General features: G+C 73.6%; 19 protein-coding genes. 10 read left to right on the plus strand and 9 right to left on the minus strand.

What is annotated here, in order from left to right:
* The first annotated feature begins 304 nt into the window (after positions 1 to 304).
* Genes ACSTA4_RS13610 through ACSTA4_RS13620 form a run of 3 tightly spaced genes read left to right on the plus strand, consistent with a single transcriptional unit; the run spans position 305 to position 3887 of the window.
* A complete protein-coding gene (locus ACSTA4_RS13610) occupies positions 305 to 808 on the plus strand; it encodes a 2Fe-2S iron-sulfur cluster-binding protein (protein ID WP_444963855.1) in 504 nt (167 codons plus the stop codon).
* Positions 805 to 1797 carry an FAD binding domain-containing protein gene (locus tag ACSTA4_RS13615; protein WP_444963856.1) on the plus strand — a complete coding sequence of 331 codons (993 nt, stop codon included), beginning with the start codon at positions 805 to 807 and terminating at the stop codon, positions 1795 to 1797. The genes ACSTA4_RS13610 and ACSTA4_RS13615 overlap by 4 nt, the downstream gene beginning before the upstream one ends.
* Positions 1794 to 3887, plus strand: coding sequence for a xanthine dehydrogenase family protein molybdopterin-binding subunit (locus ACSTA4_RS13620; RefSeq protein WP_444963857.1), 2094 nt, complete (start codon positions 1794 to 1796; stop codon positions 3885 to 3887). The genes ACSTA4_RS13615 and ACSTA4_RS13620 overlap by 4 nt, the downstream gene beginning before the upstream one ends.
* A gap of 243 nt (positions 3888 to 4130) precedes the next feature.
* Here ACSTA4_RS13620 and ACSTA4_RS13625 read toward each other — a convergent pair whose 3' ends face one another.
* Positions 4131 to 4904 carry a DUF2071 domain-containing protein gene (locus ACSTA4_RS13625; protein ID WP_444963858.1) on the minus strand — a complete coding sequence of 258 codons (774 nt, stop codon included), beginning with the start codon at positions 4902 to 4904 and terminating at the stop codon, positions 4131 to 4133.
* A gap of 282 nt (positions 4905 to 5186) precedes the next feature.
* Positions 5187 to 6092: a manganese catalase family protein gene (locus ACSTA4_RS13630; protein WP_212640114.1), complete on the minus strand. Its 906-nt coding sequence runs from the start codon at positions 6090 to 6092 to the stop codon at positions 5187 to 5189.
* A 242-nt stretch (positions 6093 to 6334) separates the two neighbouring features.
* Between ACSTA4_RS13630 and ACSTA4_RS13635 the strand changes: the two genes are divergently transcribed.
* Positions 6335 to 7381 carry a sodium:calcium antiporter gene (locus ACSTA4_RS13635; protein WP_444963859.1) on the plus strand — a complete coding sequence of 349 codons (1047 nt, stop codon included), beginning with the start codon at positions 6335 to 6337 and terminating at the stop codon, positions 7379 to 7381.
* A gap of 120 nt (positions 7382 to 7501) precedes the next feature.
* On the opposite strand, the gene ACSTA4_RS13640 is transcribed toward ACSTA4_RS13635, so the two are convergent.
* The 3 genes from ACSTA4_RS13640 to ACSTA4_RS13650 form a co-directional block, all read right to left on the minus strand.
* Positions 7502 to 7996, minus strand: coding sequence for a metallophosphoesterase family protein (locus ACSTA4_RS13640; RefSeq protein WP_444963860.1), 495 nt, complete (start codon positions 7994 to 7996; stop codon positions 7502 to 7504).
* Between the two features lie 144 nt (positions 7997 to 8140).
* Positions 8141 to 8812 carry a lysophospholipid acyltransferase family protein gene (locus ACSTA4_RS13645; protein ID WP_444963861.1) on the minus strand — a complete coding sequence of 224 codons (672 nt, stop codon included), beginning with the start codon at positions 8810 to 8812 and terminating at the stop codon, positions 8141 to 8143.
* Positions 8813 to 8961: 149 nt separating this feature from the next.
* The gene (locus tag ACSTA4_RS13650) at positions 8962 to 9885 is read right to left on the minus strand and encodes a threonine/serine dehydratase (protein WP_444963862.1); all 924 of its coding nucleotides are present in this window, start codon (positions 9883 to 9885) and stop codon (positions 8962 to 8964) included.
* A gap of 101 nt (positions 9886 to 9986) precedes the next feature.
* On the opposite strand from ACSTA4_RS13650, the gene ACSTA4_RS13655 reads away from it, so the two are divergent.
* On the plus strand, positions 9987 to 11081 hold the full coding sequence (locus ACSTA4_RS13655) for a LysR substrate-binding domain-containing protein (protein ID WP_444963863.1): 1095 nt from the start codon (positions 9987 to 9989) through the stop codon (positions 11079 to 11081).
* Here ACSTA4_RS13655 and ACSTA4_RS13660 read toward each other — a convergent pair.
* Positions 11036 to 11668: a trimeric intracellular cation channel family protein gene (locus ACSTA4_RS13660; RefSeq protein WP_444963864.1), complete on the minus strand. Its 633-nt coding sequence runs from the start codon at positions 11666 to 11668 to the stop codon at positions 11036 to 11038. The two genes, ACSTA4_RS13655 and ACSTA4_RS13660, sit on opposite strands and share 46 nt — an antisense overlap.
* A 299-nt stretch (positions 11669 to 11967) precedes the next feature.
* On the opposite strand from ACSTA4_RS13660, the gene ACSTA4_RS13665 reads away from it, so the two are divergent.
* Entirely contained in the window at positions 11968 to 13326 is a 1359-nt protein-coding gene (locus ACSTA4_RS13665; protein WP_444963865.1) for a dihydrolipoyl dehydrogenase family protein, read from the plus strand.
* Positions 13327 to 13490: 164 nt separating this feature from the next.
* Here the strand turns inward: ACSTA4_RS13665 and ACSTA4_RS13670 are convergent, their stop codons facing one another.
* Both ACSTA4_RS13670 and ACSTA4_RS13675 read right to left on the minus strand, forming a co-directional pair.
* Entirely contained in the window at positions 13491 to 14342 is an 852-nt protein-coding gene (locus tag ACSTA4_RS13670; RefSeq protein ID WP_444963866.1) for a siderophore-interacting protein, read from the minus strand.
* A gap of 439 nt (positions 14343 to 14781) precedes the next feature.
* Positions 14782 to 15798, minus strand: a complete 1017-nt coding sequence (locus tag ACSTA4_RS13675) for an N-acetylglucosamine kinase (protein WP_444964168.1) — start codon at positions 15796 to 15798, stop codon at positions 14782 to 14784.
* Between the two features lie 335 nt (positions 15799 to 16133).
* Between ACSTA4_RS13675 and ACSTA4_RS13680 the strand changes: the two genes are divergently transcribed.
* Positions 16134 to 17402, plus strand: coding sequence for a GNAT family N-acetyltransferase (locus ACSTA4_RS13680; protein ID WP_444963867.1), 1269 nt, complete (start codon positions 16134 to 16136; stop codon positions 17400 to 17402).
* A gap of 783 nt (positions 17403 to 18185) precedes the next feature.
* Positions 18186 to 19793 (plus strand): ABC-F family ATP-binding cassette domain-containing protein, encoded by a 1608-nt coding sequence (locus ACSTA4_RS13685; RefSeq protein ID WP_444963868.1) that lies wholly within the window; start codon positions 18186 to 18188, stop codon positions 19791 to 19793.
* Positions 19794 to 19872: 79 nt separating this feature from the next.
* Here ACSTA4_RS13685 and ACSTA4_RS13690 read toward each other — a convergent pair whose 3' ends face one another.
* Positions 19873 to 20043 (minus strand): hypothetical protein, encoded by a 171-nt coding sequence (locus tag ACSTA4_RS13690; protein ID WP_444963869.1) that lies wholly within the window; start codon positions 20041 to 20043, stop codon positions 19873 to 19875.
* Positions 20044 to 20640: 597 nt separating this feature from the next.
* Between ACSTA4_RS13690 and ACSTA4_RS13695 the strand changes: the two genes are divergently transcribed.
* Positions 20641 to 21117, plus strand: coding sequence for a hypothetical protein (locus tag ACSTA4_RS13695; protein ID WP_444963870.1), 477 nt, complete (start codon positions 20641 to 20643; stop codon positions 21115 to 21117).
* The gene (locus ACSTA4_RS13700) at positions 21098 to 23641 is read left to right on the plus strand and encodes a M48 family metalloprotease (RefSeq protein WP_444963871.1); all 2544 of its coding nucleotides are present in this window, start codon (positions 21098 to 21100) and stop codon (positions 23639 to 23641) included. The genes ACSTA4_RS13695 and ACSTA4_RS13700 overlap by 20 nt, the downstream gene beginning before the upstream one ends.
* The last annotated feature ends 361 nt before the right edge of the window (positions 23642 to 24002 follow it).

Genomic DNA, 24002 nt, shown 5'->3' on the forward strand with positions numbered 1-24002 from the left:
CGCCGGATGGACCCCCGGGCTGCCCCGAGCACATGCCGATGGCCCGCCCCCGGACGCGGGCGCCGGACCCACCGCGACCACGGCCCGGGTGACCACGTGCGGGTGTTTAGCCCTCCCCCTGCGGGTTACGCGCCAGAGTGGCGGCTCCCCGGACTCCCGCTTCCCGGCCCCGCGCGCCGTGTCGGCTTCCGGGAGCCCCACGACTGTCACAGAATGTGACGAGTCCCTGGCGCGGTGCGCCGGGCGGGCCGCGTGGACGGCGGCGCGCAGGACACCGACCCACACACGAGGAAGGGCACTGCCGGTGGAGGCCACGATCACACTGCACGTCGACGGGGAGAAACGCGAGCTCACCGTCGACACACGCACCACCCTGCTGGACGCGCTGCGCGACCGGCTGGGCGTCACCTCGCCCAAGAAGGGCTGCGACCACGGCCAGTGCGGGGCCTGCACGGTCCTGCTGGAGGGCCGCCGCGTCGTGTCCTGCCTGACCTTCGCGGTCGCGCACGACGGCGCCAGCGTCACCACCGCCGCCGGACTCGCCGGGGAGGGGCAGCTGCACCCCGTCGCCCGCGCCTTCGTCGAGAACGACGGCTTCCAGTGCGGCTACTGCACGCCCGGCCAGGTCTGCTCGGCCGTGGGCATGCTGGAGGAGGCCGCCGCCGACTGGCCCAGCCACGTCACCGAGGACCTCGAAGCGCCGGTCGGCCTCGACGACGACGAGATCCGCGAGCGCATGAGCGGCAACCTGTGCCGCTGCGGCGCCTACGTCAACATCGTCGCCGCGATCCGGGAGGCCGCGCAGTGAAACCCTTCGACTACACCCGCCCCGCCGGAGCCGCCGAGGCCGTCACCGCGGTCGCGGGCGACCCCGGGGCCTCCTACATCGGCGGGGGCACCAACCTGGTCGACCACATGAAGCTCGGCATCGCCGAGCCCACCTCCCTCGTGGACGTGCGCGACCTGCTCAGCCACCGGATCGAGGAACTGCCCGACGGCGGCCTGCGCGTGGGCGCCGCCGTGCCCAACAGCGACCTGGCCGCCCACCCCGGCGTCCGCCGCGACTACCCCGTGCTCTCCCAGGCCCTGCTGGCGGGCGCCTCCGGCCAGCTCCGCAACGCCGCCACCACGGGCGGCAACCTCCTCCAGCGCACCCGGTGCGTGTACTTCCAGAACACCGCCATGCCCTGCAACAAGCGCGAACCCGGCACGGGCTGCTCGGCGATCGAGGGCTACGGCCGCTACAACGCCGTCCTGGGCGCCTCCGAGCACTGCGTGGCCACCCACCCCTCCGACATGGCGGTCGCCCTGACCGCCCTGGGCGCCCGGGTCCACGTGCTGGGACCCGCCGGGGAGCGCACCGTGGACATGCCCGGCCTGCACCGCCTCCCGGGGGACGAACCCCAGCGCGACACCGTCCTGGAACACGGCGACCTCATCACCGCCGTCGACCTGCCCCGCCTGCCCCTGGCCGCCCGCTCCGCCTACCGCAAGGTGCGCGACCGCGCCTCCTACGCCTTCGCCCTGGTGTCGGTGGCCGCGGCGCTGCGCGTGGTGGACGGCACCGTCGAGGACGTGCGCGTGGCCTTCGGCGGCCTGGCACACGCGCCCTGGCGGGCCAGCCGCGCCGAGGAGGCGCTGCGCGGGGGACCGGCCACCGAGGAGGCCTTCCGCGAGGCCGCCCGCGCCGAACTCGCCGACGCCGCCACCGGCCCGGACAACGCCTTCAAGGTCCCCATGGCCGTCAACACCCTGACCGCGACCCTGCGCGGCCTGACCGCCGAGGAGGCACGATGACCGGGACGCTGGACGCGCGGGCCATGGGCCGACCGCTGACCCGCCTGGAGGGCGCCGACAAGGTCACCGGGCGGGCGCCCTACGCCTACGAGCACCCGCTCGACGACCCCCTGTACCTGCACCCGGTGCTGTCCACCGTCGCGCGCGGGCGCGTCACCTCGGTCGACGCCTCCGCCGCCGAGGCGCTGGCCGGAGTTCGCGCCGTCCTGACCCCGGACAACGCCGAACGCCTCGCCGACACCGAGGACCGCGAGTTCGCGGTGCTCCAGTCCCACGAGGTGTCCTTCCACGGCCAGTTCGTCGCCGCGGTCGTGGCCGACACCCCCGAGACCGCCCGCCAGGCGGCCGGACTCGTGAAGGTGGACTACGAGCGCTCCGCGCACGACGTGGTGCTCACCGCCGACCACCGCGGCCTCTACCGGCCCGTGGGCGAGGACGACGAGGGCCCCGCCTCCGACACCGAGCAGGGCGACCCCGACGCGGCCCTGGCCGCCGCCGAAATCGTGGTCGACCAGACCTACAGCACGCCCACCGAGCACAACAACCCCATGGAGCCGCACACCACCACGGCCCTGTGGGAGGAGGACACCGGCGACCTCACCCTCTACGACTCCACCCAGGGCGTGCACGTGGTCCGCGCCTCCGTGGCCGGGGTGTTCGGGCTCGACCCCGAACGGGTCCGGGTGGTCGCGCCCCACGTGGGCGGCGGCTTCGGCTCCAAGGGCGAGGCGCACGCGCACGACGTCCTGGCCGCGATGGCCGCCCGCGCCCTGCCCGGGCGGCCGGTCAAGTTCGCGCTGACCCGCCAGCAGATGTTCTGCCTCGTGGGCTACCGCACGCCCACCATCCAGCGCATGCGCCTGGGCGCCGACCGCGACGGGCGTCTGTCCGCGGTCGTCCACGACTCCGTGGAGCAGACCGCCAGGATCAAGGAGTTCACCGAGAACAGCGCGATGTGCTCTCGGTGGATGTACGCCGCGCCCAACCGCCGCACCACCCACCGGATCGCGCCCCTGGACGTGCCGGTCAACTTCTGGATGCGCGCCCCCGGCGAGGCGCCGGGCATGTACGCCGCCGAGGCCGCCATGGACGAACTCGCCCAGGCCTGCGGCGTCGACCCGATCGAGCTGCGCGTGCGCAACGAGCCCGAGACCGACCCCCAGAGCGGCTCCCCGTGGTCGGACCGGCGCCTGGTGCGGTGCCTGCGCGAGGGCGCCGAGCGCTTCGGCTGGCACGGACGCGACCCCCGACCCGGGGTCCGCCGAGAGGGGGACTGGCTGGTGGGCACCGGCGTGGCCTCGGCGAGCTACCCGCACCTGTTCAACCCCGGCTCGGTGGCCCGTGTCCGCTACGGCGGGGACGGCCGTTACGAGGTGTCCATCGGCGCGGTGGACATCGGCACCGGGGCCTGGACCGCGCTCACCCAGATCGCCGCCGACGCGCTGGGCCTGCCCGCCTCCGACATCCGGCTGCGCATCGGCGACACCGCCTTCCCGTCGGCCTCGGTCGCGGGCGGCTCCAGCGGAACCAGCTCCTGGGGGACGGCCATCGTGACCGCCGCCCGGGCCTTCCGCGACCGGCACGGGGCCTCCCCGGCCCCGGGCGCGGAGGCCGAGGGCAGCGGGGCGGAGGACACCGTGGACGAGTCGTACTCGGTCTACTCCTTCGGGGCGCACTTCGCCGAGGCTCGGGTGAACGCGGACACGGGCGAGGTCCGGGTACCGCGCATGTACGGCCTGTTCTCCATCGGCCGGGTGGTCAACCCGCGCACGGCGCGCTCGCAGTTCCTCGGCGGGATGGTCATGGGCCTGTCGATGGCGCTGCACGAGGAGAGCTTCCGGGACCCGCGCCACGGCCACATCGCCAACGGCGACTTCGCCGAGTACCACGTCCCCACCAACGCCGACGTGGGCGACCTGCGGGCGGAGTGGCTGGACGAGGAGGACCCCCGCGCCACCCCCATGGGGTCGCGGGGCGCCGGTGAGATCGGTATCGTCGGCACCGCCGCGGCGGTGGCCAACGCCGTCCACCACGCGACGGGGATCAGGGTGCGGGACCTGCCGGTCACGGCGGACAAGCTCCTGCGCTGACGCCCGGTCGTGGTGCGCCCGCGCGGGCGCACCACGACCGGACGCGCCGACCTCGACGACGGTGGCCTCGGGTCTCCGCGCGCGGCGGGCGCCGACCGGTGGAGGGGTCTGTCGGCCCCGGCCGGACACCCGTTCCGTGTCTTCGCCCTGGTCCGATCCGGGGCCCGGCCGCCGCGGCCGGGCGCGTCGGGGGCGGATCGCACGGCGAGGGCGCAGCGCTCCGCCCCCGGCGGGCGAGGAACGCTACGGGAGGAGCGGTCCCGTCCGGGGAGCGGGCAGCGGTGAGGGGCGCACACCGGTGTCCACGCCGGGCGACCACAGCACCGACACCGGTTCCGGGTCGTCGACGCGCACACCCGCCGCCCGGAGCAGGTCTCCCTCGTAGGCCCAGGAGTGCGCGCGAAACAGCGGCCAGCGCGGGTGGTCCACCCGTATCCACCACGTGCGCCCCGCGCGCCGAGTGTGCAGGCCCCAGCGGGCGGTCACGAACCGCTCCAGCGGGGACTCGTGCTCCACCCGTTCTCCGACGGTCGCCCGCCACCGCCCCCGGGCCCCGCCCAGGGGAAGGCGGCGGCGCACCGCGCCCGCGCGCACGCCGCCGCCCGCGCCCAGGGACACGTCCGACCACATGTACGGCACGCCGACCAGGGCTCTGGCGGCCAGGACGTTGTGCGCGGAGCTGGCGTCCATGGACAGGAAGACCACGCCCCGGCGGCCGTACCCGTCCACCGAGTACAGGCGCACGTTGACCTCGCCGAACCCGCCGACGGGGATCCCGGCGGCCGTGGTGAAGGGCACGCGGAAGGCCACGAGCCCGACGTAGGTGGTCCCGTCCAGCACGTCGGGCCGGGTGTCCTCGGGCAGCAGCGGCGCCACGCGTTCGGGAGGGACGGCCCAGTGCGCGAAGAGGACGTCGTACCAGCCCTGGTGGAGCGGCGCGGGCCCCGGCAGGGGCGGCGGGTCCGGGTCCAGGGGCGGCAGTCGCCGCCGGTCCGCGCGCGCTGGCTGCTCCCGCACCGGACCTCCCGCTCCGCCGGGGCGCGGACCGCGCCCGTGTTGTGGCAGAGCCTACGCCCGCGCCGTCCGGGTCGGGACGCGGCCCCGTTCGCGGACTGCGGCCCTTCGGTAGCCGTCGGAACCGACGCGCCGAAACCGCGCCAGTGCGGCCGGGACCCGAGTCCCTCGTGTCCGGGGCCGCTCCGCCCGCCCGCGAGGCGGCCCCTCACCGCGGGCACCCCCGAACACGGGTCCGCCCGCCCCGCGCCGAGCGGGACGGGCGGACGGTAGAGCCGGTTCCGGTCACTCCAGGGAGTCCTTGAGCTTGTCCACGAACCCCTCGCCCTTGGTGGCCTTGGACGGGCCCTTGACCGAGCCCTCACCGCTGGGGCCGCCGTCGGTCCCGTACAGCGCGGGGTCCGGGGGCGGCGCGGAGGCCGGGCCGCCGAGCGGCTGGGGCTGGTCGAGGTAGCGCAGCTCGTGGCGGCCGTCCGGCGCGGGCCGGTGCGACCAGCCGCCGTTGGCGGCCGCCGTGCCGTCCGACAGGCCCCAGATCGTGTTGGCGTGCTCCTGGTTCTCCTCGTCGAAGAGCGCGTTGGGCGCGATCTCGCCCTCCATGCCGTCCTCCTGGAGTTCCTCGATCGCGGCCAGCCACATGTTCTGGTGCACGGTGTCGCGGGCCAGGTTGAACTGGAGCATGGCCTTGACGCCGGGGTCGTCGGTCATGTTGTACAGGCGCGCGGTCTGGAGCCTGCCCTGGGCCTCGGCCGCGGCGTTGGCGCGGAAGTCGGCCAGCAGGTTGCCGCTGGCCACGATGTACTTGCCGTTCCAGGGGGTGCCGCCGGAGTCGGCCGGTACGGCGCCGCCACCGGCGACGATGGCCTGCTGCGGGTTCATCCCGCCCACGACCGCGGCCACGGCCGGGTCCTTGACGGCCTTGGCCACCGTGGTGGCCGGAGCGCCCTCCAGCAGGCGCGCCACCATCGTGGCGAGCATCTCGACGTGGCCGATCTCCTCGGTGGCCACGTCCATGATCAGGTCCTTGTACTTGCCCTCGACGCGGCAGTTCCACCCCTGGAACAGGTACTGCATGGTGACGGTCATCTCGCCGTAGGCGCCGCCGATGAGCTCCTGGAGCTTGGCCGCGTAGAGCGCGTCGGGAGCCTCGGGCTTGGCCTCGAACTGCAGGTGTTTGGTGTGCCGGAACATGTTCACCTCATCACTGGGGGATGTGGCCGTCGCACTGCGTGCCTCCGCATCCGGCTACCCGGGGCCTCCGGCCGGTAACGGTGATTGGAGGGGATTTGGCCTTTTCCGTGTAGCCGCACCCGCCGTCCCCGGCCGCTCGGCCGACGCCCCTTCCGACGGCGGCCCGCCCGTGTCCGCCCGGGTTTGTCGTACAGGGAGGGGGTAGATGCGGTCCGGAAGCACAGCAGAAGGAAGAGGTGGGCATGCTGGAGGCGTTATCTCCCCCTTGGCCGCTGGGGTGGAGCGTCGCGATCTTCGTCCTGGTGGCCGCGGTGACCGTGGTGGCCAGTGTTCGGATGACCTCCCTCGGCGACGTCCTGGCCGACCGCACCGGCTGGGGTGAGGCGGTCTTCGGCGCGGTCTTCTTCGGACTGGCCACGTCCCTGTCGGGGATCGTGATGACCGCTGTCAGCGCCGCCGGGGACCAGCCCGGACTGGCCTACAGCAACGCGGTCGGGGGCATCGCCGCGCAGACGCTGGCTCTGGCGGTGGCCGACTTCTTCTACCGGCGCGCCAACCTGGAGCACGCCGCCGCGTCCTCGGCGAACCTGCTCTTCTGCTGCCTGCTCATCGGACTGCTGTCCGTGGTCGTGCTCACCGCCCTGGGCCCGGACGTGACGCTGCTCGGGGTGCACCCGGCCTCGGTCGGGATGGTCGCCTTCTACATGGGCGGGCTCTGGCTGATCAGGCAGGAGAACGAGCAGCCGATGTGGCAGGCCGTGCGCACCCGGGAGACCGTGGTGGACGTCCCCCACGACGACGGCATCGACGAGGAGGACGGCACCGGCACGGGCGTGCTGTGGGCGCGCTTCCTCGCGGTGGGCGTCGTGGTGGCCGTGGGCGGGTGGGCGCTCGCCGAGGCGGCGGGCGTGATCGTGGAGTCCACCGGGCTCAGCGCGGGACTGGTCGGCGCCGTGGCCATGGGCGCGGTGAACGCCATCCCCGAGACGGTCGCGGCGGTCGCCGCGGTCCGGCGGGGCGCGATGACCCTGGCGGTGTCCGCCGTCATCGGCGGCAACAGCCTGGACGCGCTCAACGTGGCCGTGGGCGACGTCTTCTACCGCGGGGGTTCGCTGTACCACGCGGCCACGGCCGACGAACTCTTCCTCACCGTCGGCGCACTGCTGATGACCGTGGTCCTGCTCGCCGGGCTCATCATCCGCCAGGCGAAGGGGTGGGGCCGGATCGGCTTCGAGGGCGTGCTGCTGATCGTGCTCTACCTGGGAATCCTCGGCGTGCTCGCGTTCTGACGCCGACCGCGCCCCCGGCGCGGGCTCCGGGCTCCACTCCGAGCGGGACGCCCTCCGACGCGGGTGGCGGCGCCCCTTCTGAACGGGGCGGCTCCTGCGGCGCGGGCCCCGGGCTCCCTTTCAGCCCACCCGGTGCAGCCGGACCCCGTCCAGGTGTCCGTCCTCGGCCATCAGCGTCATGTACGTGTGGTGGGGCTGGCGCCGCCGGTCGGTGGGGGAGCCCGGGTTGAGCAGGCGCAGACCCGAGGGGGCCGTGGTGTCCCAGGGGATGTGGGAGTGCCCGAACACCAGCACGTCGCAGTCGGGGAAGCGCTCCTGGCAGCGCTTCTCGCGCCCGCGCGCGTCGCCGGTCTCGTGCACGACCGCGAAGCGCACCCCGCCGAGCGTGGCGCGGGCGACCTCGGGCAGCCGCGCGCGCAGGTCGGCGCCGTCGTTGTTGCCGTGGACGCCGACCAGGAGTGCGGCCCGCGCGTCGAGGCGTTCCAGGCTGGCCAGGTCGCACCAGTCCCCGGCGTGGATCACCGCGTCGGCCCGGTCGACCTCGCGCCAGACCTGTTCGGGCAGGTCACGGGCGCGGCGCGGGATGTGGGTGTCGGACACGATCAGTACGCGCATGCGCGCAAGCGTAGGCGACGCGGGCGTCGGTCGCGTGCCTCCTCGCACGGGTCGGCCGGGGAGACAGCCTCGCAGGGGCGTGGCGGAGCCCGGTCACGCTCCGGCGCGCGGGTCGAGATCACGTGTCGCGGACCCGCGCGAGGGTCACTCGTCGGCGCCGAGGGAGTTGTACCCCTTGGCCCGCTCCTGGCCCGACAGCGCGTGGATGGAGTCCATGATCCGGTCGGTGATCTCCCGGCGCGCCTTGCCCGGGGCGAGGTGGTCGTAGCCGGTGGAGAAGTCGAGCGGTTCGCCGAAGCGGATGCTGTAGGGACGCGGGCGCGGCATGGACGCGCCGACCGGCTGCACGTCCTGGGTCCCCGCCACCGCCACCGGTACGACCGGGGCCTTGGACTCCATCGCCAGATGGGCCACGCCGGTGCGGCCCCGGTACAGGCGCCCGTCACGTGAGCGGGTGCCCTCGGGGTAGATCACGCAGGCCTCGCCCTCGTTCAGCCGCTCCAGCATCATCTCCAGGGACAGCATGGCCCCGCGCGCGTCGCGGCGCTGCACCGGCATGGCGCCCAGGGAGGAGAACACGGTCTTGGTCATGCGCCCCTTGAGGCCGGTCCCCTCGAAGTAGTCGGACTTGGCCAGGAACCGCACCCGGCGCTGGGTGACCGACAGCGGGATGATCACGCTGTCGATGAAGGACAGGTGGTTGCTGGCCAGCAGGACCGCTCCGTCGGCGGGGACGTTCTCACGGCCCTCGACGGTCGGACGGCACAGGGTACGGGCGAGTACCGATACCGTCTGCCGCAACGCACCGTAGAACACGTGTTCTCCCTCACCAATGGTCGGATGACGGAGTCCAATGTAAGGCCGACCCGCGGGTAACAACGGGTCGGCCACGAGGAGAGTGTTCCAGGTCACCATGCCGGGAGGGCGGGCGGAACAAGCCCGTGACGTGCGGATTCCCCGCGGGGTCAGGCGGTGCGGCGCCACTCGGCGTTGGCCCCGCACACCACCAGGCACGGCCGCTCGCCGGGGACGCGCCCCGCCAGCCATGCGGCGAAGGGCACGGCCGCGGCCGGTTCGGTGGCGATGCGGAACTCCTCCCATAGCCGGTCCTGGGCCCGCAGGATCTCGGCGTCGCTCACCAGGGCCCGGGTCACCGGGTGGGCGCTCAGCACCTCGAAGGGGACCCGCCCCAGGGTGGCCGCGCCCAGCGCGGAGGAGGCCACCGAGTCCACGGGGGTCTGTACGGGGTGCCCGGCGGCCATCGCGGCGTGCATGCTCGCGCAGCCCTCGGGTTCGGCGCCCACGACCTCGCGCTCCTCCGCGCCCAGGCGCACCCCGGCCACCAGTCCGCCGCCGCCCACCGCGACGGCGATGGTGTCGCACTCGGGCGCGTCGGCGGCGATCTCCAGCCCGATCGTGCCCTGACCGGCCACGACGAGGGCGTCGTCGAAGGCGTGCAGGTAGCGCACGCCCTCGGTCTCGGCGCGGGTGCGGGCCGCCTCGGCGGCCACCGCGTAGTGCTCGCCCACCCTGACGACCTCGGCGCCGGTGGCGGCCAGCGGCGCCGCCTTGGCCTCGGGGATGGACTCGGGGACGTAGACCGTCGCGCGCACGCCCAGCAGGCGGGCGGCGGTGGCCACCCCCAGGCCGTGGTTGCCGCCGGAGGCGGTGATCACCCGGTCGGTGTCCTCCCCGCCCAGCAGGGCGTTGAGGGCGCCGCGCAGCTTGAACGCTCCGGTGAGCTGGAGGTGCTCCAGCTTGAGCGTCAGCGGACGCCCGTCCACCTCGGCGTGCATGACCGGGGTGCGGCGGGCGTAGGGGGCGATGCGTTCGGCGGCGGCACGGACGTCGGTGGCCGTGGGCGCGGCGTGCGCGGTCGTGGTGCTCATACAGCCCACTGTGCCCCTACCGGCCATTAACTTAAAGTTGGGTCTGCTAAAGATCGTTAAGCGAAACTTTGTAGCTTGCTTTGTGTGAAAGGAGGGCCGCCGTGCTGGACGCCAACCGGGTGCGGGTGCTCGTGGAGATCGCGCACGCGGGGTCGATCGCCGCCGCCGCCGAGCGCCTGTCCTTCACCCCGCCCGCCCTGTCCCAGCAGCTCACCAAGCTGGAGCGCGAGGTCGGCTGCACCCTGGTCGAACGCGGCCGCACCGGGGCCACCCTCACCGAGGCGGGCCGGGTCCTGCTCGAACACGGCGAACGGGTGCTGGGGGAACTGCGCGACGCCGAGGCCGCCGTGCGCGCCGTGGCGGGCGAGGCTCCCGACCGCCTGTCCCTGGGGGCCTTCGCCAGCGCGGGCAAGGTCCTGCTGCCCGCCACCCTGGCCGCCTTCGGGCGCAGGCACCCCCAGGTGCGCCTGTCGCTGTCCGACATCGAGCCCCCGGGCGGGTACGGCCTGGTCGCCTCCGGCGACTTGGACCTGCTCCTGACCCACCGCTACCCGGGCGTGCCCCTGCCGCGCGCCGGGGGCCTGCACCGCGAACGCGTTCTGGTGGACCCGCTGCTGGTGGTCGTGCCCGAGGGCCACGCCCTGGCCGACCGCGAGGTGGCGCTGGCCGACCTGGCGGGCGAGGAGTGGATCTGCGGGGCCCCGGGCATCTACAACCGGATCAGCCTGGACACCGCTGCCGCTGCCGCCGGGGTGCGCCTGAACGTGGCCTACGAGACCCGCGACTACGAGGTGGCCCTGGCCCTGGTCGAGGCCGGGGTGGGGGTGGCCCTGGTCCCGCTGAGCATCCTGCGCTCGGACCGCCGGGGCGGCTGGGTCAGCCGTCCGCTGCGCGGCACCCGCCTGGCCCGCGAGATCTACGCCGTCCACCGGCGCCGCCCGCCCGAACCCGTCCCGGCGATGGTCGAACTCCTGCGCGGCGTCGCCTCCCGCGTGCTCGGCGGAGCCGGGGAGGCGGGTGTTCCGGACACGGGCGGGGTCCGAGGAATCGGGGACGCGGGCGCGACTCACGGCACCGGAGAAACCGCAGGGCCGGACTCCGGCGCTTCTCACGTGGGCGGGGGAGCGGGAGGCCGGGGCTCCGGCGGTTCTCACAGCGGAGGCGACCCCGGCGGGCTGGGCGCGTTCCAGCGGTAGAGCAGCGCCAGCAGCCGCACGGTGAAGCACAGCACCGCCCCCACCACGGCGATCCAGCCCCAGGTCAGGCCCGCCCAGTACGCGACGGCGACCAGGCCCGCGCCCAGCAGGGCGGGGACGGCGTACAGGCGCGAGTTGGCGCTCAGCACCGTCGGCACCCGGTTCAGCAGGACGTCGCGGATCGTGCCGCCGCCCACCCCGGTGACGACGCCGAGCAGGGTGGCCTGGAGCGGACCGAAACCCAGCTCCAGGGCCTTGGTCGCCCCGATCACCGCGAACAGGCTCAGCCCGGCCGCGTCGAAGACGAGGATGGGCCGGTTCAGGTGGGTGAGCTGCCTGCTGAGGAAGAACGCGGCGGTCGCGCCCAGCAGCGCCGTGCAGATGTAACGCCAGTCCTGGAAGGTCGCGGGGGTCACGCCGAGCAGCAGGTCGCGGATGACGCCGCCGCCCAGCGCGGTCACCACGCCCAGGGCCAGGACGCCGACGATGTCCAGGCGTGCGGCGCGGATGCCGGTCAGCGCACCGTCGACGGCGAAGGCGAGGATGCCGACGAGGTCCAGGACGAGGATCAGGGTCTGCGTGGACATGCGCGTGCGCCGGGGACGGCGGTTCCTTTCGGACGGGGCGGCGGCCAGAACGCCGATCGGCTATTCCACCACGTCCGGGACGCGTGTGACGCGCGCGGGTGCTGTGACGCGCCGCACCGGGTCGTTCCGCCGCCGATGGCGGCCCGAACCTCGGCGCGCACGGCCGCGACCAGGGCACCGTCCCCCCGGCCCGGACCGGGGCGCGCGAACCCGGAGAATGACGGCGTGTCGGGACTTCCCCGGAACACGGGCAGGCGACACCATCGGGGGTGACCGGGACCCGGGCGGAACGAGGACACATGCAACACATGGACGCGATCGTCATCGGAATGGGGCCGGGCGGTGAGACCGTCGCGGGCAGGCTGCTCGCCGCCGGCAAGCGCGTGGCGGTGGTCGAGCGCGAACTCATCGGCGGCGAATGCGGCTACTGGGCCTGCATACCCACCAAGGTGCTGCTGCGCCCGCCGGAGGTGCGCCAGGAGGCCGACGGCGCCGCCGGGGTCTCCCGCCCGGACCTGCGCTGGCCCGAGCTGCGCGACTACCGGGACCAGATGATCCGCCACCTGGACGACTCCGCGCAGGTCCAGGGGTACCGGGACCAGGGCGCCCTGGTCCTGCGCGGCGAGGGGCGCGTCATCGGCCGCGACCCGTGGCGGGTGGCGGTGGGCGACACCGAGCTCACCGCCGACCACGTCGTCGTGGCCACCGGCTCGGAGGCGGTGCGCCCGCCGATCGAGGGGCTGGACGACCTGGACCCCTCCGTGGTGTGGACCAACCGCGAGGCCACCACCCTCACCGACGTGCCCGGCCGGGCCGTCGTGGTCGGCGGCAGCGCCGTGGGGGTGGAGCTGGGCCAGTTCCTGGCCCGGATGGGCTCCCAGGTCACCCTGGTCCAGCGCGGCCCGCGCCTGGTGAACCGCGAGGAGCCCCGCCTGTGCGAGCTGATCAGCGACCAGTTCGACCGCGACGGCGTCACCGTGCACCTGAACACCCAGGTCTCGGCGGTGGCCCGGGACGGTGACGGCATCCGCGCGACCCTGGACAACGGCGAGCACGTGGAGGCGGACGTGATCGTGCTCGCCACCGGCCGCCGCCCCCGCGGCGGCGGCCTGGGGCTGGAGGAGCTCGGGGTGGAGCTGGACCGCGCCAGCCTGCGCGTGGACGAGCGCTGCCGCGCGGCGCCCGGGCTGTGGGGGGTCGGCGACGCCACCGGCCGCGCCCTGTTCACGCACGTGGCCAAGTACCAGGGGCGCGTGGTCGCCGACAACATCCTGGGCACCGATCGGGCCGCCGACTACACCGGCGTGCCGCGCGTGATCTTCTCCTACCCCGAGATCGCCGGGGTGGGGCTGACCGAGGCCGAGGCGCGGGAACAGGGGATCGACACGGCCACCGCCGAGGCCGACCTGCCCCAGAGCCTGGCCCGGCCCTGGACCTACGACACCGACCCGCGCGGCACCCTCGGCCTGGTCGCCGACCGCCGCCGCGGGGTGCTGGTGGGCGCGTGGGCGTTCTCCCCGATGGCCTCGGAGTGGATCCACACCGCGGCGCTGGCGATCCGCACCGGCCTGCCGGTCGCGGCGCTGCTCGACTCGATCCCGCAGTTCCCCACGTACAACGAGGCCTACCTCATCGCCCTGGAGAACCTCGAAATGTGAGGTGGCGGCACCGGCGTCCGGCAGGAGGGCCGGACGGCCGTCCGGTGTACGAGGTGCCGGGACGCGGACGCCCCGGGGGAGAGGCCAGGGGCATCGGGGGCGCGGAGGCACCGACCTCCCCGGAGGCGGAACGCACCGGGGCGCGGGCGCGCCCGGCGGGGAGGTCAGGCCCTCCCCGCCAGGGCGGCCTCCTCCTCGGCCTCCACACCCCGGTTCCACTCGGCCTTGCTCGACTGCCAGCCGTCCTCGTCGCGGCCCAGGCGCCAGTAACCCGACACCGACAGCTGCTCCTTGGGCAGGCCGTGCTCGATGCGCAGCAGACGGCGCAGGTCGCGGACGAAGGCGGCCTCGCCGTGCACGAACGCGTGGACGCGGCCCGCGGGGAAGTCGAGGGCGCGCACGGCGGGGACCAGGACCGAGCCCACGGCCGCCTCCCCCCGGTGCAGCCAGTGCACGTGGACGCCCGGGCCGCCCTCCAGCTTCAGCTCGTCCTCGGGACCGCCGACCTCGACGAACACGTGGGCGGTGGCGTCCGGGGCCAGCGCCTCCACGGCGGTGGCGATGGCGGGCAGGGCGCTCTCGTCCCCGGCCAGCAGGTGCCAGTCGGCGCCGGGGTCGGGGGAGTAGGCGCCGCCGGGGCCCATCAGGCGCAGCCGGTCGCCCGGCCTGGCGCCCGCCGCCCACACCCCGGCCAGTCCGGTGCCGCCGTGGTGGACGAAGTCGAGGGTGAGCCGCCGGGCCTCGGCGTCCCAGTCGCGCACGGTGTAGGTTCGGGTGACCGGCCACTCCTCGCGGGGGCGTTCGGCGCGCACGCGCTCCAGGTCGAAGGGTTCGGTGTCGCCGGGCGCGGGCGGCGGGAAGAGCAGCTTGACGTAGCTGTCGGTGTGCCCGTCGGTGGAGAACGCGTCCAGGCCCTCCCCGCCCAGGACGACCCTGACCATGTGCGGGGTGATCTGCTCGACCGCCTCGACCCTTCCGGTGTGGACGGTCCTGGCCCGTCCCTGCCGCTGTGCCACGGCGCCCTCTTTCTTCCGGGGTGAGTTAGGTAAACCTAAGTGGGACTTACCGTAAGGCACAGTGACGCACCAGGGCAAAACCTGCGCCCCGGTGGAACCCGAATCAGGACCGATCGTCGCGCCGCGCCCCGTCGGGCGGCTGCGGCAGCCCGCCCCCGGGCGGGACCGGCTCGCGAGTGCGGATCGGTCGCGGTGGGGAGTGGGCTCCCCCGTCCGCTTACGGGACCGGCTCGCGAGTGCGGAGTGGTCGGATCGGGCCCGAAGCCTGCTCCTGCGGCCCCGGGCCCGCTTCCACTGCGGGCGGTCGACCGCGCCGAGCCGGATCGCGCCCGACGGGGACGATCCCGCTGCCAGGGCCACCGCCGACACCGACAGCGACGCCGGTAGCGAGATCACCGTGGGCAACCCCGCTGCCACGGTGCAGTGCGGTCGTGCGCCCTCAGGCTGCGTCGGTGCGGTCCTTGCCCGGGGCGCGGTCGGCCAGGGTGAACGCCGCGTGCAGCCGCCGGTCGTCCTCGGGCGCCCCCGCCCGCAGGGCCGCCAGCCAGGCCGCCGCGCCCGCCGTGCACCCGGCCGTGGCGACCCGCGCCCCCGCCGCGCACAGCGCCAGCTTGCGGGTGAGCGCCGCGCGCACCGGTTCGGACCGCGAGAGCACCCCGCCCGCCAGCACCACCGGCAGGCTCTCCCCGGGCGAGCGCACCTGGTGCACCGAGTGCGCCAGGTGACCCGCGGCGGCCTCCACGATCACCTCGGCCGCCGGATCGCCCTGAGCGTGGGCCTCGCTGACCAGGGGCGCCAGCGCGGCCAGCGTGACCGGGGCGGCCGTGGTCAGGACCCGGGCGAAGTTGCGGGCGTGCTCCTCGGGCAGGTGTTCCTCCCCGTCCGAGGGGCGCTGGCCCGGAATGACCCGCTTGGCCACCGCGCGCGCCAGCGGACTCAGCTCCCCGCCCCGGGACAGCTGCCGCGCCGTCTCCCGGGCCGCCTGGTGCCCGATCCAGAACCCCGACCCCTCATCGCCGATCAGCCAACCCATGCCGTCCGCGGAACGGGTCCGCCTGCGCTCCTCGACCCGGGTGGCGATCGCCCCGGTCCCCGCGATCAGCACCGTGCCGTCGGGCCCCGGTGTGCCCGAGGCGAAGGCCACCTCGTCGTCGCCGGTGAACGCCGTGTTCTCCGGAGCCAGCCCCACCCCGGCCAGGGCCCGCTCCAGGTACGCGCGCACCTCGTCGTCGCGCAGCGCGGACACCCCCGCCAGGCCGACCACCCCGAAGGCCACGGCCCCGCGCGCCCGCGGCCCGGCCGCGTCGAGCGCACCCGACACCGCCTCGGCCAGCCGCTCGGCGGCCTGCTCCGCGCCGTGGGAGTTGGGGTTGGCGCCCCCGGCCCGGGCCTCGCCCAGCCGCTCTCCGGAAAGGGCGGCCACCAGCGCCCGGGTGGCGGTGCCCCCGGCGTCCACTCCCAGGACGAGTCGGCGCCGGTCGCCCGACTGGTCGGATCGGGCACGGGAAGAAGAGGAGATCGTACGTGTCACAGGGGAGAGGTGCCCCGTCGCACCGCGTGTTACTCGTCCCGGTGGCCGGTCCGCCTCCTCCGGTCCGCCTCCTCCGGTCCGCCTCGTCCGTCCCACCTCGCCCCGGCGACCGGGTCCGCGCCGCGCACGCGCAGGAGGCCGTCCGCCGCAGCGGCCGCGCACGGGGGAGCGGGCGCCCGCGATGCGGACGGTGAGGAGGCGGGCGGCACGCCGGGAAATCCACTGGCGCCCTCCTTGCGGCGGCTGAGAGGCTCGGTGCCATGACAGGAGCGCCACAGCACGACCCCTCCCGCCGCGACGACGCCCCCGCGTGGACCGTGCGCGAGGGTACGGAAAAGGACCACCCCGAAGCCGTCAGGGTCTTCTGCGAGGCCCTCAACCTCTCCGTCCGGGAGATCCTGGACAACGAACGCGACCACCCCACCACCGAGCACGACCGCACCCTGCTCGCTGTGGACGGCGACCGCGTCGTCGGCACCGCCCTGTCCAACGGCTTCGAGATGACCATGCCCGGCGGACCCCGTCGCGTCGCGGGCGTGACCGGTGTGGGCGTGTGGCCCACGTACCGCCGCCGCGGCGTCCTCAGCGCGCTCATGCGCCGTCAGCTCGCCGACGTCCGGGACCGGGGAGAGAAACTCTCCACGCTGTGGGCCTCCGAGGGCGGCATCTACGCCCGCTTCGGCTACGGCCTGGCCTTCCGGGAGACCAACGCGACCCTCCAGCGCGCCCACGCCCGCCTGCGCCCCGACGCGCCCCGGGACCCCTCCCTCATCCTCGAACTGGCCGAGACCGCCGAGGTCCGCCAGGAGGTGGAGCGGGTGTACCGCGAGGCGCTGCCCCAGCGCGCGGGCCAGCTCGCCCGCGACGAGCACTGGTGGAGCCTGATGCTCCAGGACAAGGAGGCCGGCGGGCCCGGACGGCTGCGCGCGGCCCTGGTGCGCGGCCCCGACGGGCCCCGCGGCTACGCGCTGTACCGCGTCGTCAACCGCTGGGAGGACGGTCTCGCCTCGGGGCGGGTGGTGGTGCGCGAGCTGGCCTCCGTCTCCACCGCCGCCCGGGTCGCCCTCTACGAACACCTCCTGGACCGCGACCTGACCAGCGAGGCGGTCTTCGAGAAACTGCCCGAGGACGACCCCCTCACCGTTCTGCTGGCCGACCCCCGGCGCCTGATCCGGCGGGACTTCGACGCCCTGTGGGTGCGCCTGGTGGACCTGCCCGGCGCCCTGTCCGACCGCCCCTACGCCGCCCCGGTGGACACGGTGCTGGAGGTCGCCGACCGCTACGCCCCCTGGAACGCCGGGCGCTGGCGCCTGGAGGCGGACACCGGCGGCGCCCGCGTGAGCCCGACCGACGCCGCCCCCGACCTCGCCCTGGACGCCTCCCACCTGGGCGCGGCCTACCTCGGCAGACGCACGCTGACCGCCTTCGCGGACGCGGGGCTGCTCACCGAACACACCCCCGGCGCGGCTGTCCGCCTGGACACCGCCCTGCACGCGCCGCGCGCGCCCTTCTGCGGCACCGACTTCTGAGGTCCCGGCCCCGCGTACCGGTCACGGTGCGCGGGGCACACGGTCCCGTGCGTCCGTCATCACTCGGGCAGCGGTCGGCTCCATACGGCGGATGCCCGGGGACCTCAGCGCCCCCAAGTACCCCAGGGACCTCCAGTGGTCCCAGGCGCCCTGTGGCCCCAGGGGCTTCCAGTGGCCCTAGACGCCCCTGCGGCCCCAGGAACTTCCAGCGCCCACATGACCCCAGGGGCCCCCAGGGGCCCTCAGGGGCCCAGTGGCACCAGGCACCCCCCCCGGGGCCACCGGGGCCCGCTGGTAGCATGACGGCCATGGAGCTCATCGAGGTCGACAGACTCTAGCCACCGAACCGCCGGTGGCCTTCACCCGCGAGGGCGCGTACCGCGCCCCGGTGAACGACCTCGACCTCGTCGGGGACGCCCCGTCCGCGTACGCCCCGCGGCGTCGCGGCCCGCTCCCCGCCCCGGTCCGTTCCGGCGTGTTCCGACGCCGACCACCGATCGCGCCCCCGTGCGCGCGGTGACGTCCGCCCCGCCTCCGGGAGCGCAGACGATCGGCACCCCGTCCGCGTGCGCGTGGTGACGGCCCGGGAAGTCGTCAAGGATTCCCGCCTCGTCCGTGTGCGCACGGCGCCGCTGATCCGCCCGCTCCCACGGCCCGCCACGGGTCGAACACGCACCCGCCCGGCACAGCCCCGTCGGCGTTCGCGTGTTCCCCCGCCAACGACCCCGCCCGCGGCCCGACCACGCTGGTCGCCCGCCGCCGGGCACGAGGAGAGCTCCCAGCATGTCCACCAAGTCCGCCGTCACACTCACCGACCTCACCTTCGCCTGGCCGGACGGCACGGTCGCGATCGACCGCGTGAGCGGCACCCTCACGACCGGGCGCACCGGACTCGTCGGCCGCAACGGCGCGGGCAAGTCCACCCTGCTGCGCCTGATCGCCGGTCTCCTGCGCCCCATCTCGGGGCGCGTCGACGCGGTCGGCGACGTCGGCTACCTCCCGCAGAACCTGACCCTGGGCACGGACGCGACGGTCGCCGAACTGCTCGGCATCGACGCCACCCTCGCCGCGCTCCGCGCGATCGAGGCGGGCGACGCCGACGAACGCCACTTCGACGCGGTCGGCGACGACTGGGACATCGAGGCGCGCGCCGACGAGGCCCTGCACGAGATCGGGTTCACCGCCGCCGACCTCGACCGCCGCGTCGCGCAGGTCTCCGGCGGTGAGGCGGTCCTCATCGCCGTCACCGGTATGCGCCTGCGTCGCACCCCGGTCACCCTGCTCGACGAGCCCACCAACAACCTCGACCGGCCCACGCGTGCCAGGCTCGCCGCGTTCGTCGACACCTGGCCCGGCACCCTCGTCGTCGTCAGCCACGACCTCGAACTGCTCGAACACATGGACAGCACCGCCGAACTCCACGCCGGGAACCTCGACGTGTTCGGCGGCCCCTACAGCGTCTGGAAGGAGCACCTCGAACAGGAGCAGGCCGCCGCCGTCCAGGCGGCGCGGTCCGCGCAGCAGGCCCTCAAGGTCGAGAAGCGCCAGCGCGTGGAGGCCGAGACCAAGCTCGCCCGCCGCGAGCGCACGGCCGGGAAGACGCAGAAGGACGGCGGCATCCCCAAGATCCTCGCGGGCAACCGGGCCAGCAAGGCGCAGGCCTCGGCCGGGGCGATGCGCTCGACCCTCGACGACAAGGTCCAGGCCGCGCAGGCCGCGGTCGACGCCGCCGACGCGCGCGTACGCGAGGACGAGCACATCCGCCTCACGCTGCCCGATCCGGACGTGCCGCGCGGCCGCCGCCTGGCGGAGTTCCACGCCCGGGGCCGCACCGTCGTCGTCCAGGGGCCCGAACGCGTCGCCCTGGTCGGCCCCAACGGAGCCGGGAAGTCGACCCTGCTCGAACAGCTCGTCCACGGCGGCGATCCGGTTCCGGGCCGCTCGCACGGCACGCTCCTCACCGACCGGGTGGGCTATCTGCCCCAGCGCCTGGACGGCCTGGACGACGCCGCGAGCGCGCTGGAGAACGTGCGGGCGGTCGCCCCCGGCACGCCGCCGGGCGGGGTCCGCAACCAGCTCGCCCGCCTGCTGCTGCGCGGGGACGGCGTCGACCGCCCCGTCGCCACGCTCTCCGGCGGCGAGCGGTTCCGCGTCTGCCTCGCCACGCTGCTCCTGGCGGAGCCGCCCGCGCAGCTGCTCGTCCTGGACGAGCCGACGAACAACCTCGACACCTCCAGCGTCGAGCAGCTCGCCGAGGCCCTCGACGTCTACCGCGGCGCGCTCCTGGTCGTCAGCCACGACCACGGGTTCCTGCGCAGGCTCGGGATCGACACCGTCCTGGAGATCGACCGGGAGGGAGGCCTGCGCCAGCGCGCCGAACTGGGGGAATGACACCGACCGGTGCCCGCCGGCGAGGGAACCGGCGGGCACCGGGGCGGGGCCCGGTCCCCGGCCCGTCGGGCCCTTGTGCTCATCGAGGGTTGATTGCCTGTTTCGAGGTGGACAGGACTCCTATGACCAGCAGTTGCGGGAGGCCGCCACGGACGCCACCGAACAACGGCACCGCCGGAGGACCGCCGCGGTCCTGTTCGAGCAGGTCCAGCTCCGCGAAAGTCAGACCGCCCAGAAGCTCGGTGTCCACGACGTCCCACGATGCCCTCCTGAGGTCACGTGGTCCCAGAATCCAGACATCCGGCCCCGAAGAACGCAGGACCCACCAGAGCCTCCATCACACCCGGCACGAGACACCTCCGACCTGTTCCAGGCCTTCCCCGCTGGGCCGCATCTGTTGACCTACGACGTGCGCGGCACGATGACGACGACCGGGCAACCCGAGACCACCCGGCGGACCGGCCTGGTCAACCACTGTCGGAGCCATCGCGGGAGTGCGCCACGTCCGGGCCTATGACCTGGTCGGGCGACGCCTTCCCAAGGGGGGGCGGCCCCGAAAGGCGTCCTCCAGGTGCTCGGTGTAGGAATCCGGGTGTGCTGCCCCGCCTGGACCGTTCTTCGCAGATCGGGTACATGACGATATGTGTCTTGTCCCCTCGATGATCAATTCTCATTGAAGAGCCGAGGCCAGGGGTAGTTCCGCGTGGCCAGATCGTGCCAGGAACCTGTTCTTCCCCCGATTCCCCGAAAGAGTCAATATGCGTGCCGTATTCTGATGACTCGATTGTCGGACGGAAACCAAAGGACGCGTCCTGTGTTCGAAACCCCCGTTCCCCCAGGTAGATCCGTGACCATTGATGATGTGGCGAGAACCGTGGTGGCCCGTGTGGCGCCGGACGAGGTCGCTCATTACCAGGACGTCCGCAACGAGTACTTCATGCGTGGAAGAGCAGGGCGGGCGGGGGACAATCCGCTGGGATTCGGTGACGTCGTCATCGGGGTGGTCACGGGGGTAGCGCTCACCGTTCTCCATGACCTGGTCGTCGGTTCCCTGACCGACGCGGCCCGTCCCTGGTGGAACCGGGCCTGGCAACGGGTCGCGCAGCGCTTACGGATGCGTCGGCGCCCTCGGGTCGGAGCCGACACCGTCCTGCGGCCTCTGGCACCGCAGGAGGTCCCCGCCGCCATCGCGTCCGTCACGGAGCGCGCCGCGGAGGCCGGCCTGCCGCCGGACCAGGCCGCGCAACTGGCACGCGCTATCGTCGCTGAGATCACAGCCCCAGCCCAGGCCGAGGGCCGTGCTGATGCCGACCCCGCGGACTGAGACGGAAACGGGCACGGGAAGGGATGACCGGTTCGACCCGTTCCTGCTGCCCACCGCCACCGCCATCCGGTTCTCCCTGATCATCATGGTCGCCGCTGTGGGCTCCATGTACCTCGGAGTCTGGTACGTGGCGCTCGGAAGCGTCCTCGAACCGGATCTGCTGGAGGGTGAAGGACTGCCAGCGTGCGCGTCCCAAGCACGCGTGGACGTCGGTCACCTGGCGGACCAGGCCGTCTTCGACGGCTTCACCGGCTGCGTCACTGCCCTGAGGTGGAGATTTCTGTTGTGGATGGTTGTTCTCGGCCCGGTGTGGGCCTGCCTGACCGTCCTCGTGTACGCGATCTATCCCGTCATCCTCCGTTGGCGGCTGCGCCCCGTCCAGCTTCCCCAGGACAGGGGCGTCCGGGCGGCTCGTTTGGAGATGGACACCGCCCTGGCCGGTGTCCGTGGACGAGTCGAACTGCTCACCACACCGGGCACCGCGGGCGGGGCCCGTGTGTTCGGGGCCTTCGGTAGATACCAGATGGCTGTCGACACATCCCTGCTCGCCTCAGGAGGAAGTGGAGGACTCGACGAGCGCGCCCTGGCGGTGATCCGGCACGAGGCAGCCCATCTGCGCAACCGAGACGTCGACATGACCTACCTGACGATGTCCTCATGGTGGGCGTTCCTCGTGCTCACCAGCCTCCCACTGGTCGCCTACACGCTCACGGCCCTGGTTGTCGTCGCCGCTGGTTCCCCGCTCAACTCACTGGGCGACCCGGGGGCCTCCCTGGCCGTCAGCGTCCTCGCCCTCCTGCTGCTGCAAGCGGCCCGGGCCCGTGTACTGCGCACACGTGAACACTACGCCGACGTGCTGGCGGCCAGTACCGGTCGGACAGGCGAGGAGCTGCGCCTCCTCCTATCCCGCCCGCGGCTCCCCAGAGCACCCCGCTGGCGGCGGTGGTACCGCAGGTACCACCCCTCCCACCGGTCCCGATTGGACATGCTCAACGACCCCCGGCGACTCACCGCGGTCAGCGGCGTCGACCTGGCCATCGCCGGCGTCGCCCTAGGCGCTGCACACCTGCACCTGGTCAACACCTACGCCTTGGTCGCCCCGGAAACGATGGGGACCCCCACCTTCGTGCTGCTGGCTGCGCCGGTGGGCGCCCTTGTCACGGCGATCGTGTGGAACGCGGTCCACGCGGCCCCGGCGGGTACGCCTAGCTGGCGGGTAGCGGCCGCGGCACTGTCAGGCGGCGTTCTCATCGGACTCTCGCCGCCCAACGTGGTGGGGAACATGTGGGTTGATCTACTGCTGGACCATCCTCTGCGGGCGTTGGCGTCGGCCCTGGCGCTGTGGGGGATATGCCTTCTGTTTCTGAGATGGGCGGCCCTGAGCGCCCGGACATGGCTGGCCGCAGCCGGGCGCGAACGAGCGGTAAGTGTCGCGGGCATGGTGTGCGGCGCCGTCGTGTTCGGCTGTGCGTTCGGACTCTGGGAACGGTTCAACGGAAAGCTCAGTAACGCGTCCGCCGAAGGTTGGATCGTAGCGTGGAACGCCCTGTCCACCACGGGGACGGCTTGGACCCTGCCCGCCGCGGTCGGTTGCGCTGCTGTGTTCGTGTTCACGGGCCTGGTCCGCAGGTCGCGTGTGTACGGACCAGCCCGCCGACCCCTGGTACCGATCGTGGCCGCCTGCGTGCTCGCCGCCGGACACATGGGACTGATGTCAGGGGCGATCGTCCTGGGCGCACGATGGGGGCGGGCCTCGACTGACGCTCTGCTCGGTTCGGTCCTGCTTCTCACAGTGGTGCTCACGGTAGCCGTGAGCGTCGGTCTGGGGGTCTGGTCCGGAGGGCGCGGTCGCCAGGGCGCGGCTCTGAGCACCACCACCGTGTTCGTGCTGGCCCTGCTGGCACTGCAGCCTGCCGCCTTTTGGGTGGGGATCCAGGGCACGGTGTGCCTGGCGGCGCCCTCTCCAGGCTGCTGGGGCACGGTCAGCGGGGGCATGCTGACGTCGTACTCCAACGCCCTGCTCATCTTCGTCGGCCTCGCTGGGTTCCTGATCGTGTGCGGCGTGGGAGCGACCGTTGGTTCCCGGATAGGCGCGATGACACAAAGGGGCAGGCGACCAGCCGATACTCCCGGCGCAGCCATGCCCCGGAAAAGGCGTCATGTCGTCGGGACGCTCGCAGCGGTCGTGGCGGTCGCGATCGTCCTCGCGACGAGCTTCCTCGGGAACTTCGGGACGGACGTACCACGCATGGACACGCAGCAGCGGTCGCAAGTGCTCTCCCAGGTGGAACCAGCGACGCTGAGTCGGGAAGCGGTGTGTCTGAGCGTTGAGGGAAGCCTGGCCCCGAGGGTCGAAGGCGCCTCGTACGGACTGGTCTCCTACAGCTCCGAGGCCGAGATCGTCGCGCTGAACTCCAGCAGCGACCCCGTCCTGGCCGCCTTCGGCCGGGCCGTGCTCGACGGGACCGTCAGTGACGACTACCGCTTCTTCAACATGGCGCGTCTCTACTGCCGGGCCGACTGAGAAAGTGTTGGGTTGTTCGGTGGTTACTTCTGGTTGTTGAGGTCTTCGGCGAGGCGCCGAGCTGCTTCGGCCTCCATGGGGCCGTGGTGCTCGATGCCCTCGACGACCATGCGTGCGGTCATCAGCCGCATCATCGACACCTCATCCGGGCACAGAACCCTCTGCACCAGCCTCAAGGAACACACTGGCGTCGTGGAGATCGCGATGTTCCCCGACGTCCAGAAGCACTCGGCGGCCGTATTGATGCACGAGCGCCTCGTCGTGGTGAGCGGACGGGTGTGCCGCTCCGCCCCGGGAGCGCTGGCTACCATCACCGCCACACGCATCAAATCTCTGCGGCCCGACCGGCTCCCGGGAAGGC

The organism is Nocardiopsis sp. M1B1, assembly GCF_052466615.1.

Bases quoted from the DNA above. Each gene is read 5' to 3' on its own strand.
- ACSTA4_RS13640 (WP_444963860.1), bottom strand. From the start codon at position 7,996: ATGCGCGTACTGATCGTGTCCGACACCCACATCCCGCGCCGCGCCCGT.
- ACSTA4_RS13635 (WP_444963859.1), top strand. From the start codon at position 6,335: ATGCTGGAGGCGTTATCTCCCCCTTGGCCGCTGGGGTGGAGCGTCGCG.
- ACSTA4_RS13650 (WP_444963862.1), bottom strand. From the start codon at position 9,885: ATGAGCACCACGACCGCGCACGCCGCGCCCACGGCCACCGACGTCCGT.
- ACSTA4_RS13680 (WP_444963867.1), top strand. From the start codon at position 16,134: ATGACAGGAGCGCCACAGCACGACCCCTCCCGCCGCGACGACGCCCCC.
- ACSTA4_RS13620 (WP_444963857.1), top strand. From the start codon at position 1,794: ATGACCGGGACGCTGGACGCGCGGGCCATGGGCCGACCGCTGACCCGC.
- ACSTA4_RS13700 (WP_444963871.1), top strand. From the start codon at position 21,098: ATGCCGACCCCGCGGACTGAGACGGAAACGGGCACGGGAAGGGATGAC.
- ACSTA4_RS13660 (WP_444963864.1), bottom strand. From the start codon at position 11,668: ATGTCCACGCAGACCCTGATCCTCGTCCTGGACCTCGTCGGCATCCTC.
- ACSTA4_RS13665 (WP_444963865.1), top strand. From the start codon at position 11,968: ATGCAACACATGGACGCGATCGTCATCGGAATGGGGCCGGGCGGTGAG.
- ACSTA4_RS13630 (WP_212640114.1), bottom strand. From the start codon at position 6,092: ATGTTCCGGCACACCAAACACCTGCAGTTCGAGGCCAAGCCCGAGGCT.
- ACSTA4_RS13685 (WP_444963868.1), top strand. From the start codon at position 18,186: ATGTCCACCAAGTCCGCCGTCACACTCACCGACCTCACCTTCGCCTGG.